General features: G+C 37.8%; 10 protein-coding genes. 4 read left to right on the forward strand and 6 right to left on the reverse strand.

From position 1 onward, the window contains the following. Window positions 1-14: 14 nt before the first annotated feature. From LF886_RS14765 to LF886_RS14775, 3 genes are all read left to right on the forward strand, one after another. Entirely contained in the window at window positions 15-1,235 is a 1,221-nt protein-coding gene (locus LF886_RS14765; RefSeq protein ID WP_236850241.1) for a DUF4876 domain-containing protein, read from the forward strand. Between the two features lie 3 nt (window positions 1,236-1,238). Then, window positions 1,239-2,753 (forward strand): DUF6850 family outer membrane beta-barrel protein, encoded by a 1,515-nt coding sequence (locus LF886_RS14770; protein WP_236850242.1) that lies wholly within the window; start codon window positions 1,239-1,241, stop codon window positions 2,751-2,753. Window positions 2,754-2,820: 67 nt separating this feature from the next. Beyond that, a complete protein-coding gene (locus tag LF886_RS14775) occupies window positions 2,821-3,900 on the forward strand; it encodes a cytochrome-c peroxidase (RefSeq protein WP_236854319.1) in 1,080 nt (359 codons plus the stop codon). 100 nt (window positions 3,901-4,000) lie between these two features. Here the strand turns inward: LF886_RS14775 and LF886_RS14780 are convergent, their stop codons facing one another. The 6 genes from LF886_RS14780 to LF886_RS14805 form a co-directional block, all read right to left on the reverse strand. Continuing rightward, window positions 4,001-6,364 carry a patatin-like phospholipase family protein gene (locus LF886_RS14780; RefSeq protein WP_236850243.1) on the reverse strand — a complete coding sequence of 788 codons (2,364 nt, stop codon included), beginning with the start codon at window positions 6,362-6,364 and terminating at the stop codon, window positions 4,001-4,003. 181 nt (window positions 6,365-6,545) lie between these two features. Next, complete coding sequence (locus tag LF886_RS14785; RefSeq protein ID WP_236850244.1) at window positions 6,546-9,233, reverse strand: PD-(D/E)XK nuclease family protein; 2,688 nt, start codon at window positions 9,231-9,233, stop codon at window positions 6,546-6,548. Further along, a complete protein-coding gene (locus tag LF886_RS14790) occupies window positions 9,217-9,765 on the reverse strand; it encodes a DUF922 domain-containing Zn-dependent protease (RefSeq protein WP_236850245.1) in 549 nt (182 codons plus the stop codon). The genes LF886_RS14785 and LF886_RS14790 overlap by 17 nt, the downstream gene beginning before the upstream one ends. Next, window positions 9,765-10,169, reverse strand: coding sequence for a hypothetical protein (locus LF886_RS14795; protein ID WP_236850246.1), 405 nt, complete (start codon window positions 10,167-10,169; stop codon window positions 9,765-9,767). The genes LF886_RS14790 and LF886_RS14795 overlap by 1 nt, the downstream gene beginning before the upstream one ends. Before the next feature lie 62 nt (window positions 10,170-10,231). Continuing rightward, window positions 10,232-10,867 (reverse strand): 16S rRNA (guanine(527)-N(7))-methyltransferase RsmG, encoded by a 636-nt coding sequence (rsmG, locus tag LF886_RS14800; protein ID WP_124531058.1) that lies wholly within the window; start codon window positions 10,865-10,867, stop codon window positions 10,232-10,234. A 96-nt stretch (window positions 10,868-10,963) separates the two neighbouring features. Then, window positions 10,964-12,307 carry a M20/M25/M40 family metallo-hydrolase gene (locus tag LF886_RS14805; protein WP_236850247.1) on the reverse strand — a complete coding sequence of 448 codons (1,344 nt, stop codon included), beginning with the start codon at window positions 12,305-12,307 and terminating at the stop codon, window positions 10,964-10,966. A gap of 265 nt (window positions 12,308-12,572) precedes the next feature. On the opposite strand from LF886_RS14805, the gene LF886_RS14810 reads away from it, so the two are divergent. Beyond that, window positions 12,573-13,766 carry a pyridoxal phosphate-dependent aminotransferase gene (locus LF886_RS14810; RefSeq protein ID WP_236850248.1) on the forward strand — a complete coding sequence of 398 codons (1,194 nt, stop codon included), beginning with the start codon at window positions 12,573-12,575 and terminating at the stop codon, window positions 13,764-13,766. The last annotated feature ends 6 nt before the right edge of the window (window positions 13,767-13,772 follow it).

A 13,772-nucleotide genomic window follows, 5' to 3' on the forward strand; every position in this document is an offset into this window, starting at 1 on the left:
AATTCAATAAAGTTATGTTAAAACATGTATTAAGAACACTGCTCGTATTGTGTGCAGCAATTGCTATTACAGCCTGTTCTTCAGATTCCAATGATGCTTCGGAAGCAAAGACTTCATTAAAACTGGAACTCAAAGTAGTTCCTGACAATATTCAGGTTAAAGAATACAAACATCTTATGATAAGTTTCAAAGAACTTAATTCGGGATTTACGATTACCCAAGAGCTTAAAAATACCAATATTCTACAGGTTGTTCTTCCTTCAGGAACCTATAACATCATTGCAGAAGGAAGCATCATCTATGCTGACAATTCCGGGCCGACAGAAGCTAAAGTTGCCGGGGTACAAAACGGAATTGTCATTAACGGAAGCGAAACAAGCAAGACGCTGGATTTGTCCTTAAAATCAGGAAGCAGCAATGATCTTATCCTGGAAGAGGTTTTCTTTACCGGAACCAAAACACCACAGGGAGCCATGTATTTCGGTGATCAGTATTTTAAAATCACCAATAATACGGACAAGACATTGTATGCCGATGGTATGTTATTGATACAATCCAGTTTTATGACCAATGAGAAACAGGACTACAGTCCCAACATCATGGGAACTACTCTATCTGCCGGTGCTATTATCAGAATTCCAGGAAACGGAACAATGTATCCTGTAAAAGCTGGAGAATCCATTATTATTGCAGAAGATGCCATTAATCATAAAGATTTTAATCCTTCGTCTATTAATCTTTCCAATGCCAATTTCCAGATTTTCAAAGAAGATTCTGATGATATTGACAATCCTGCGGTTCCGAAAATGGTAAACGTTTTTGAAAAAATGGTGATTCATACACAGGGATATTATGCCTATGCTTTGGCGCGTATGCCACAAGGGATGACGAATCAGGCTTTGATCGGTCAAAATTCATATACTTATACCTACAACCTTACTATAGGCGGTGATGTATATCCTATGGACGGCACTGCTGTCAAAATCCCAAATGAATGGATAATAGATGCTGTGAATCTAAGTGTACAGGATTCATTCCAATGGCTGGTAACTTCCCCTTCTTTGGATATGGGATGGACTTCAGTAACCACTTTTGATGGAGATAAAAATCGTTTTGGTAAAGCTGTCCGCAGAAAAGTGACAGGAAAAACAATAGACGGTAAAAATATTCTTAAAGATACCAACAACTCCACAGCAGATTTTGAACATGGTGTAAAACCATCTTTATTTAATTAAAAAATGAAACATTTTCTTTCCATATCCATCCTGCTGATCTCCTTTTCAGGTATAAAACTCCAGGCTCAGATCAATGACACCATCATAGAAAAAGTACGTGAAGAGTACAGTTATGAAAGGCTTATTAAAAACAGTATTACCATCAATCCTGCCAGCCATGCGGGAGCGAGGAAATACAGCATTACGACTTTCAATGTATTTACTGAAAACAGCAAAACTCCCAATCAGATCCAACAAAAAGGCAAAGGGAAAAATCTTTGGGGTGCGGAAGCAAGCAGCTTACAGAACCTCGATGATACAACAACAGTATGGGGCAATGCTCCCTATACTCAGGGGAAAAATAAGCAGGTGGTATGGAACGAAAATGCAGATTATGAGCGTATCTATCCTTACGTAGCCGCCGATAGTGTAGGTGGTGATATGAAGTTTGAAAATTATAGCTTTTCAGGAGGATATTCTAAAAAGATCAATACCTACACCCTGGGGATTACCGGAAGCTATCAGGCTACGTTAAGCTACAGAGATGTAGATCCACGCCCTAAAAATACAGCAGCCCAGTTTTCCTTAGCCATAGGGGCCAATAAACTGATGTTTCAGAAGTTCAGAATCGGAGCTTATCTGAATGCTGAAAAATATACTCAAAAGCATTATCTGAGCTTTGTGAGCAATCAGGGATATCCTATGATCTATAATATGAGCGGGCTAGGAAATTACAATGAACTGCTTTCCGGAAAGCTCCGCCAGGCGTATTATGAAGGCTGGTCTTATGGAGGAGGTTTACAGATCTTTGAAGCAGACAACAGAAGCTGGTACCTGAATATGGGGCTAAAAAAGTTTAATCTTGATAAGCTATTGACAGAATATGCAGATCTCAACGCTTCCAAAATTGATGAACGCCAGTTCACCTTTTCAGCGGGAAAATTCTTTGATTCCGGAAAAATAATCTGGGGAGTTTCTGCCGAAGGAAACAGTACGGAACGCAAAGGTACTGAGAACCTTTTCCTGAATGAAAATTCAAGAAACTACATACAGATAGGAAGTGTGGAAAAATATAACCACATAATTAATAGTCTTGTTTTTAAAGGACTTGTGCAACTGGGGAATGAAAAAGCCACCTCATCTCTGTCTCCTTTCTTTGGATGGGCTCAGGAAAAGGAAAAATACAGCAGCCCGGCATCAAAAATAGAATTGAGCAAGATGATGTATGGGGCAGATTATCAGTGGCTGAAAACTTTCAATCAGCAGCAGGTATTATCTGTAATCGTAGGACTTTCTGCAACCAATGTCTATCAAAAGGATGCTCTTTTCAACAATTCCGGAAAGCCGGCCATCAATACTATGCTTCAGGAAAATTTTGCTTTTCAGTCTTCAGATTTCTGGCAGGCAAAGCTTGATATTAATTTTCATTTCAGCTTCCCTGTTATCAAGACTGCTTTTGTAGGGGGTAAGATGATGTACAGCAATTTTAAAAGTAATAGCAACACCCTATTTTCAGTCAGTATAGGAAGTATTTTTTAAACACATTATGATAAAATTTTCAGATCTTAAATTAGTCGCAGTCCTTGGAGGAATTTCACTATTCTGTATGCAGCATACCCTTCAAAAATACAGAATAGATTATGGAGAAGCTGTGGAACAATATAAAAAGCCATCACAATACTGGCCTAAACCGTCAGTGGATGCGGGTGTCAACTGGAAAGAATTTGAGGCTATAGAATGGGATTCCAATTATTATGACACGCAGGAGATTCCCGAAGTAATGTTGGGAAAAAAGCTGTTTTTTGATCCAAAGCTCTCCTCATCCAGCCAGATATCCTGCAGCAGCTGCCACAATCCGGAGCTAGGCTGGGGAGATGGTCAGGAAGTCGGATTGGGAACGGATCATTTACAGGGAAAAAGAAATACACCGTCTCTTTTTAATATTGCAGACCGTCTTTCTTATTTTTGGGATGGAAGAGCCAAAACACTGGAGGAACAACTTGTAGGACCTATTTCCGCTCACAATGAGATGAACATGAAACCGGAAAAACTCGCCGGAAAACTGTCTAAATTGAAAGAATACAGACAGCTTTTTAAAGAAGTCTACCAGAGCGACAAGATTACATTTGATAAAATCGCCAGAGCGTTAGCAACTTTCCAAAGAACGATCAGAAGCCAGCCAAGCAAACTGGACAAGTTTATGAAAGGAGATTATAAAGCCATGAGTGATAAGGAAATCTACGGCATGCATTTATTCCGTACTAAGGCAAGGTGTATGAACTGTCATTATGGGAAATATCTGACAGACGAATCTTTTCACAATATAGGACTTACCTATTACAAAAGGGAGTATGAAGACCTTGGACTGTATCATATCACCAAAAATTCAGATGATACAGGAAAGTTCAAAACCCCTTCTCTGAGAGATCTGGACTATACGGCTCCATGGATGCATAACGGACTAATGGATGATATGCATGGGATTGTCAGCCTATACAACAGCGGTATGCAGATGATAAATCCTACTCCCGAAGAAAAGAAAGCTGATCCTAATTTTCCTGTTACCGACCATTTGATACAGCCTTTACATCTGAATGAGCAGGAAATAGATGCTATAGTTTCATTTTTAAAAAGTATGTCCGGAAGTTATTATAAAATGCCAAGACCGGAAATTCCAAGAAAATAAATTAATTAATTGATACCATTAGCAGTAATCCTTTTATCTAAAGTAATTATTTAGATGAAAGGATTTTTTTAATGCCTTTTAAATTGATATAAAGTATTCCTTAAAACTTAAATCCAACACTGAAATAGATCCTTGAAAAATCAAGCTGGCTGTTTCTGGAAACATTCAAACTGATAGGCCCGATGAGAGATTCATACCCAAGATTCACTCCATACCCAAACATATCGAAACTATTGTTAAGAGGTGAAAGCTCTTCACTCACTTTTCCATAGCTGAAAGAAGGCGTAAGATAGAGTTTTTTCATAATTCTGTACTGAAGGGATATTGCTGCCTTAGCCACCGAAGTCATAGGAAGCTCTTTCTGACGAAGACCATTGAATTCAGGGCTTAGCAGATCATAATTATATTCACTGCCTCCCAGATTATATTTCTGATTTAGGAATAGATATGGAACCTGATCTTCCCTCTTTGATCCAAAACTTGCCCCCAAAAATACGTTTGCTTTTACGGTCAGTCTTCTTGTGATTGGATGATAAAAATTTTCATTCAAAGTAAAAGAAATAAGATTCTTAGGTTCGTAATAATAAGCGTCTTTTGGATTCAATATTTCATACAAAAAGGGTTGTACTGTTTCCAGATCGTAAAGTTGATATCTGTCGCCATAATAAAATCTTGTACTCACCTGAAGATGATTCCCTCTTGTTGTAAAGTATCTTTTATTGAGATTGTTCTGTTCAAACTTAAGGAATGTATTGAAATTGCTGTGATTATATAGTTTTTTACTGTAATTATCTACTTTTGACTGATCTACTTTATCCAGTAAACTGTACATTCTTTCCGTACTGAACTCCGTTCCCAGTGACAGATAGGCATTTGGAGTAATATTATAATTCAGGGCAATCTTACCGGTTATATTACGGTACATATGGTTAGGAAAACGGTCGCCGCCATCTTCATTTACATCATACAGTCTGAAGTTAAGGTCATTACTTTTAAGATTAACCATTTTAGCCTCCAGATCCAGCCATAAACGCTCGCCGCTGTCTAAGAACTGCTGATAAGCAACTTTAGCCTTGAAACGTTCTGAAATATCTACCGTTGCCAAAAATCTTGATCTGTTCAAAAGAATATTCCTGTAAGTATAGTTGATGATAATCCCTACAGACTGTTCCGTATCATAGTGCAGAGCCAGTTTAAAAGCTCCTTTTTTCGCTCTTTTTACAAAAACATTCATCACCAGTCCGTCATTTTCATTGGTATACGTATAATACACCTTTGTGTACTGGCGCATTCCAAATACTCTGTCTATTGCTTCATTGATGGTTTTAGCATCGTAATACTTCCCTTCTGTAAGCCCCATTTGCCTTTTAAGCACTTCAATTTCTGCCGGGTCTGTAATAGGAGTTCCATCTTCTTCATTGTAGGTAAATTTCGTTGTAGGCAATTTTACTTCTTCAATCATTGTGTGCTCATACTTGATGCCTAATTTTCGTTGGGCTTCTGCCAAAGCGACAAACTCAGGAAGGTGCTTTTTCGCTTCCATTTCCCCTATTTTAATGATTCTTCTGAATTGGGCAAAATCCTTCGTTGTAATATCTCCTAATGGGTCTACAAAGTCTACCAGGATATTAGACAACTCTTTCTGATGTTTGAAATCCTCCACCGAACGAATGGCGTGAGTCTGATAAATCATCTTCATCGGATTCTCAATCTCCTTCTTGGTAAAAAGCCTGAAACCGGTATAGCCTCCGATTACAAAGTCAGCTCCCATTTCACGGACTTCATTGGCGGGATAATTACGATCTAGTCCTCCATCTACCAAAAGTTTTCCATCGATATAAACCGGTGCAAAAGCTGCTGGGATTGCCAATGTAGCACGGATAGCCAGGGGCAAAGATCCTTCTTTCTGCATCACAAGCCCCCCATTCACAATATCGGAAGACGTGAGCTGTACAGGAATTCTTAATTTACTGAAATCGTTAATATGTTTTGCATTAAAAGTAAGGTTATTAAGCACTTCCCCCATATATTGTCCTTCAATATAAGAACTTGGAAGAGTCGGAATTCCTTTTACTACCGGAAACTCCAGAATATACTTATCATATTCGTCTTTCTCACTGATATTGACTTTATTGTACGGCATTTTATTGCTCAGAATTCTGCCCCAATCCATTTTGTATACCGTATGTTTCAGCTGGTCAGCATTATACCCCATTGCATATAAGCCTCCCAGAATTCCTCCCATACTGGTTCCTGTAATGTAATCTACCTTGATTCCCAATGAGTCGATCATCTTTAGAATTCCAATATGAGCAAACCCTTTTGCTCCGCCTCCACTAAGTGCAAGACCGAATTTAGTGTCTTTGGTGACATTCTGAAGGGCAATATTCAGAGAATCATTCTTTTGCTGAGACTTGATAATAAGAGAGAAAGCGATGGCAAAAAATATCAGGATTTTTTTCATTGGTAGTGCTTAATGTATCTGATTTAAACTTTAAAAGTTTTTAATAAGTAGTAAAGATACACAAAAAGTTACCTGCTTTATCAGGACAATCCGTCAATAAAACAAATGCATTTAAGGTATTAAAAACAAGCAAAACATTGATTTACAAACAAATATATTGTTTATTTATAATTAAATATTTTTAATACGTTTTTATAGTTTCCACAAAATTAACATCTGGATTCAGGATTTCAAGGATCAGGTTTTTGACAGATTTCATGGCATCATCAATGTTTCCTTTGTCAAACTGCAGAGAAACCATTCCTTTTTTAGCATCTGCAAAACTCCAGATTCCTGTTTCTATCGGGAAGCCCCAAAACTCAGGAAGGTGTTGTACTACATAATGATAAATACAAAGCTGAAGTGCCTGTTTCCTATCGCTGTTATGAAAATATTCAGATACATTATTCTCATCAATTTTCACACTGAGATTTTTGATCTTGGCTGTTTTATAATCGATAATCCTCAGCGTCCCGTTCAATTTATCAATTCTATCAATATATCCTAAGAAGGAAATTTTATCATTTCCATCAAGAGGAAAATCGATGTTTTCAAACTTTCTTTCGATGTCAATAATCTCCAGTTTATTGCCCTGTTTTATCAGTTCAAGATCATGATTAAGGACATTTTCAATCACCTTTTTAGCAATTGCTTTATGGATATAGTTCATCCCCTTTTCATAGAATTCCGGCTGGTGTTTCAGCTTTTCAATAGCAATATTAATATAGTGATCTATTGCTTTAACTGAATTATTTAAATCACTTTCTTTTAAAACCTTACCCTTTAACACCTCATACACTTCTTGAAGTGAATAATGGACTAGATTTCCGTAATTCTTCACTGACAGTTCTTCTTCAATTTCATCTGTTTCCGAGGTGTTCAAAATCTTGGAAAGATAAAAATCAATCGGATTATAGAGGTAACTTGTAAGGTGGGATGCGGATACTTTTTTCTTCCAATTCTCAAGACGGTCCAGTACAATCTGTGTCTTGGAAATTTCTATCGGTTTGGTGGCGATAGGCTCGGAAGAGTTTTCAATAATCACGTGTTCGATATCATGTGAGCTTTCCATTTCGATCTGCGTAATGAAACGGCTTTTCTCTCCTGTATTCACTCCGGAACTTAATGCATTGTACAGCAAATGTACATTCTGTGCATCCTGAATCAATCTGTAAAAGTGATAGGCATAAATACTGTCATTTTCCAGGAAAGTATGAAGATCAAAGAACCTTCGGATATCAAATGGAATATAGGTATTCTGAGAATTTCCCAATGGAAGTTTTCCTTCGTTCACAGAAAGTAAAATAACATTCTCAAAGTTCAGGAGACGGGTTTCCAGCAGTCCCATGATCTGTAATCCTCTCAACGGCTCTCCCTGAAAATCTATACTTTCAGAGTTGATGTGCTGGTTGATCAGAATTTCCAGCGTTTCCATTTTGATCTCGATATTGTAAGGATTCAGCTGATTTTTGATGATTCTGAATGCATTTTCAAAGTGCGAAACATTCTCGTACTGAATATCATCTATTTCGAGCCATTTTACCTTCTGGCAAAAGTCGATAAGCATATCCAGATATACATTGGTTCCTTCCGCTTTCTGAAGGAGCCCAAAGTAAGACAGCCCGCTGAGCAGCTCGTACAAAAGCTTTTTGGAGATATACACAATATTCCTCTCTTCTACTTTGATTCTAAAATCATTGATAACCTGTTCATCTTCAACAGATTTAGGAAGCTCCTCCAGGATTGGAAAAACATCTCTGTAATAGTAAGAGGATTTATTTTTTTCCAGTTGTTTCTGCAGATAGAAAAGACGTTTTACAGCATTAGAAAAAGATAAGTTCTTCAATGGGAATCCCATCGTAATATTCAAATTATCAACACCATGCATCACATCAAGGCTTGCAGGAAGAAGGTTTTCATCCAGCAATATTACAGCGGTATTGGAATAGGTTTTATTATTGATCTCTTTAAAGATCTCAGGCAGCACTTTGGTCTGGGTTACATTCCCGGATACTTCGTATACCTTAATTTTTTTAGGTTGATTAAAATCATCTTCGATCCATTGGAAAGCCCTGTTATCATCAAATTCTTTCCATGTTTTATGATTTCTCAGAAATTTTCCGGCTTCCTGTCTCTCATCATCAAAATAATAACGGTCTCCCTGAAAGAAGCACTGTGCTTTGTTCCACTGCAGAAGGCTTCTTACCAGCTTTTCCTCTACCGGAGTAAAGGCATTAAACCCGCAAAAAACAAACTGTTCTTTGGTATTTTTAGCAAAATCAACAATCTTTGCTTTCGCTGCCTCATGAATCATTCCGGAAGTAGCCCAGTTTTTTTCCTGCAGTCTTTCCTTCAGAGCGGGGAGAAAAACGCTCATATTCTGCCAGAAATTAAGAAACTTCTTCCTTGGGACATCATCGTCCTCACCCAGGTTTTGAGCCCATTCCTTGATCCTTTCCTCATCAAACATATACTGCAGAACCGCCAGATCACTGTCTGAAAACTTCAGAATATCATCCCAGTCTTTCTGCAAGGTAGGAAACCATTTCAGAAAGTCAGAAAAATCATCTCTTGGGATAAGATTCATACTTCTGTATACATCAAATGAAAAAAGCCATAACGGAATTCCCTGAATCGGCTGTTGATCAGCAATCGTATTGATAAGTTCCTCTATAGTAAAAAAGTTAGGCAGGAGTCCTGAATAATTATTTTCCTCCAGAATCTGCCTGATAAATACAATGGGACGCTTTCCGGGCAGAATGATATTAAACGCAGAAAGATCCGTGTTTTGTGTCAGCAGTTCGTGAATGATCTTATTGAGGAATTTCAAGGGCTTGGTAGCTTTTTAAGTTGTCTAGTTCTTTAGAAATTGCAGTATTATATTCTGCCTGTTTTTCTTTATCTATTCCATGGCGGGTATCTCTGTCATAGGCCATCTGGAAGTTTTTATAACCCGCAGATATTTCATCATAAACTGCTTTGAAATATTTGCTATAATCACCTGATGTCTTTATTTTTTCAGCGACTACCTTTCTGAATTTTCTCACAAATAATTCTGCAATATCAAAATGTTTCTGCTCATGCAGTAGAATGTAGTCATCCATTTTTTTGACATCTTTCCAGGATTTATTTTCGTTAAATATTGTTTTGATGGTAATCGTAACCGGTGATTTTGGGTTAGAGGATTTTATGGCAGAATATTCCCATCCACAGTGGGTATATGCTGCTACATCGGGATTATTTTTCTTATTGACCGGGCTTCTAAAATTATCCCAGCTTAGTTTTTTACCTTCCTGCCAGGTAATAACCTGTCCGAATACAGTCTGAGCAGCCAGCAAACACAATACAAAAGTCAATCTCATTATTCCACCACAATTGTTTTCGTAATCCAGTTATTTCCGCCGTTCCAGAATTTAAAAGTATAGGTTCCTTTTCTTTGCGGGCTGAAATTGATCTGGTTGGCACCTACATAATTTCCCTGCGTACAAGGTCCGTTGGTAATATATTTATAGGAAGTAACCGTTCTCTCAAGATTATTGTTGTAAATATAATCATATCCGTAAAAACCTTCGCAGTGAGACGGATAAGTGGAATAAGTTTTTATGCTCTGAATCGCAAAAACGTCCATCGTATCATTGACGATTCTTACGCTGTCTATTTTGATCTTATCGATAGATTCAACCGTATGGTAATCGTCATCATTACACGAAACCAGAAGCCCACCAAACACTAATACCGAAAATCCAATGTTTAAAAGTTTTTTCATAACCTTCAATTTTCTGATTATTAATAAATATTTAGCAAAAATTATTCCCCAACTCTATAAAATCAGGAACTAAAATTACCTTTTGATACGTAAACTACTTTTTTAGTATCAAAAAATTCTCCATCAAAATAGTGTTTAAGATCGAAGATTTCACATCGAAGCCCGGCTAGCTCTTCTGCAAGATCACCGCCTTTCAAATATAAAATCCCGTTATGCTTAGGGTTAAACTGTTCTTTTTCAAACTTCCCTTTCAGCCATCTTAAAAATTCAGGCATCTGGGTTACCGCTCTGCTTACTACAAAGTGGAATTTCTCTTTCAGCTTCTCTGCTCTCCCGTGAATAGCCGTAACATTCGTTAATCCTATTCCTTCTGATACAGCCTGTACCACACTAATTTTCTTACCGATAGAATCGATCAAGGTAAACTGTGTTTCAGGAAATAAGATGGCCAGAGGAATTCCTGGGAAACCTCCTCCGGTTCCGATATCCAATACTTTGGTTCCTGGTGCAAATTCCATCACTTTTGCAATTCCCAAAGAGTGCAGGATGTGCTTTTCGTACAGCGACTCCATATCTTTTCTGGAAATTACGTTGATCTTTTCATTCCATTCATTATACAGTTTTTCCAATTGTGTAAACTGTTCTACCTGTTTTTCAGTAAGATCCGGGAAATATTTTAATAGTAACGATGCAGACATGTGAATTATTATAAACAGCAAAAATAAGTTTTATTTCTCTTGTATTCAAATCTACTTTTTCTGACCAAACTCTGAGACCCGTTTTCAACAAGGGTATTATTTTGCAACCCCCGGAATTACAGGTACGTTCAGGTTTCCGGACTTGCTGACTGTTTGTACGGCAAAAATATAATTGTCTTTCGAAAGCGGGACTTTAATGGAAAGTCCTGTTGTAAATATTTTTTTCTGCCATACCGGACTGTCTGTTTCCCTTGCCAATACGTAATACCCTGCTGGTGTTCCCGATTTTGGCTTTTCCCAATGAAGGGTTGTAGAATTGGTCAATTCTTTAACATCCATTTCTACTTTCTCGGGTTTTGAGGTAGATTTTGCAAGACTTGCCAGCACGGCAATATTAGCGGCGACATTCTTTTTCAAATATTTAAAATCTATGAATTCCGGCAGATCACCATATTGCTTATTATTCTCTATCCGGATATCCTGATGCTGATGATCATAGTTTTCATAATATTCGGTAAGTCTTACCGATGGAAATCCGTTATTGACAAAACTGGTATGATCTCCTCCGCGCAAAAACCTGTCATTTCTGTAGATCAGTTTCACTTCAAGTCTTTTGACATATTGTTCTGCAATCTCTTTGATATATCGCGCTAACTGTCTGGATTCGCTGTCATTTTCAAAACCCAGATTCCTGATCGTCATCGCCTTTTTGTCCAGATCTTTGTAAGGCAGCCCCTCACTGAATACACGAAGTATACGGGTATTAATCTCCCCAGTTTCTCCTGCTTTAGGATTCCCGATCATATCATTGTTCAGGACAGCTTCAAGCTGTAAATTTTCTTTTTTTATTTTTTCGGCAAGGACTTTCGATCCCAGCAAGGATTGCTCTTCCCCTGAAAAAGCGACAAAGATGATGGAAGCTGGAAATGAAGATCTGCTCAATATTCGCGAGGATTCTATAACAGCGCTTACTCCACTGCCGTCATCATTGGCTCCGGGCGCCGCTGAAGTTCTATTCATCACATCTGTCACCCTGGAATCAAGATGTCCGCCAATCAGGAAGACTCTTTTATCATTAGGATCGGTGCCTTTCAGAAAAGCAACCGCATTTCCAAGATTGACGACTTTATCGATTCTTTTTCCATCAGGCTGGATATCTTCCTGCTGAAGGTATACCTCCATTCTGCCACCGGAATTTTTCGCGTAATCATTGAATTTTTTAATAACCCAGTTTCTTGCGGCTCCTATTCCTCGTTTGGGATCATCTATCGAGCTTAAAGTATGTCTGGTCTCAAAACTTACCAGGGTATTGATGTATGATTTTAATGAGTCTTCATTGACCTGCAAAACATATTTCTTCACTTCATCATCTTTATCTTTTGAACGTCCCTGAGAAAAAACAGTACAGGAAACCAGCAATAAAAAAACGGAATATTTCATAGAATAAATCTTAAATCGATTAAAGATACAAAACCCTGAGCTTCAGAAGTCAATTTTATTTTCCATACAATTTTTTGTTTACTCTCTTTATTGATTGTTATTTTACTAAAAAAGGAATCAACTTATTGATATTTATCAGAGATAACATAATGATTCTCATCCCAAAAAAATAATCAAAACCTGACAAAAATCTTTAAAGCAATCCCACTTTTATTATCTCTGCAACACGTTTTTATTATATATTTGTTAAAATTCAAAAAAATTCATGGATAAACTTTCAGATAGAGTAAAAAGACTAGGATACTCACAGACATTTGTCATGTCAAACAAAGCCAGAGAAATGAAAGCCAGCGGAATAGATGTGATCAGCTTAACTCTTGGCGAGCCGGATTTTGATGTTCCGGACAACATCAAACAGGCAGCTTTCGATGCCATCAATCAAAACTACAGCCACTACTCTCCTGTTCCGGGATTTCTGGAACTGCGTGAGGCTATTGCATATAAATTAAAAAGAGATAATAACCTGGAATACAAACCTACCCAGATTTGTGTTTCCAATGGTGCTAAACAAGCTATTTTGAATGTATTGGCATCTGTTATCAATGACGGAGATGAAGTTCTTCTTCCTGCTCCTTACTGGGTAAGCTATGATGAAATGGTAAAAATGATGGGAGGAAATTCCGTGATGCTTCCTACATCTTATGTTACGGATTTCAAAGTGACTGCAGAACAGCTTGAAGAAGCTATTACAGAAAAAACCAAAGCAGTCCTTTTCAGCTCACCATGTAATCCGTCAGGAGGATATTATACCTATGACGAGTTAAAGTCTATCGCTAAAGTGATTGCTAAATACCCTCAGGTGACTATCATTTCTGATGAGATCTATGAATACATCAATTATGAAACAAATACGACTTCTATTGCCCAGTTTCCTGAAGTATATGAGCAGACAGCCGTAATCAACGGAATGTCAAAAGCATTTGCCATGACAGGATGGAGAATAGGATACTCTGCATGTCCGGAATGGCTGGCAAAAGCTTGTGAAAAAGTACAGGGGCAAATGACCAGCGGAGCCAATACGGTAGCACAAAGAGCATCCATCACGGCACTGAAAACAGATCCTTCCGAATATAGATACATGATTGATGCCTTCAAAAAGAGAAGAGATCTTGTGTATGAACTGATCCAGGAAATTCCAGGGTTTAAAGTATTGCTTCCAAAAGCAGCATTTTATTTCTTCCCGGACATTTCGCACTATATCGGAAAAACGCTGAACGGAACTGAAATCAAAAACTCAGACGACTTTGCCATGTTCCTTCTGGAAAATGCTCATGTAGGATGTGTGGGAGGTTTTTCTTTCGGAAGCCCGGAATGCATCAGATTCTCTTACGCTGCTTCTGAGGAAGATTTGAGAGAAGCTATGAAACGAATCAAAACATTATTGGAACCATTCAATTAATTAAAA

Source organism: Chryseobacterium sp. MEBOG07 (assembly GCF_021869745.1).
GTDB lineage: Bacteria > Bacteroidota > Bacteroidia > Flavobacteriales > Weeksellaceae > Chryseobacterium > Chryseobacterium viscerum.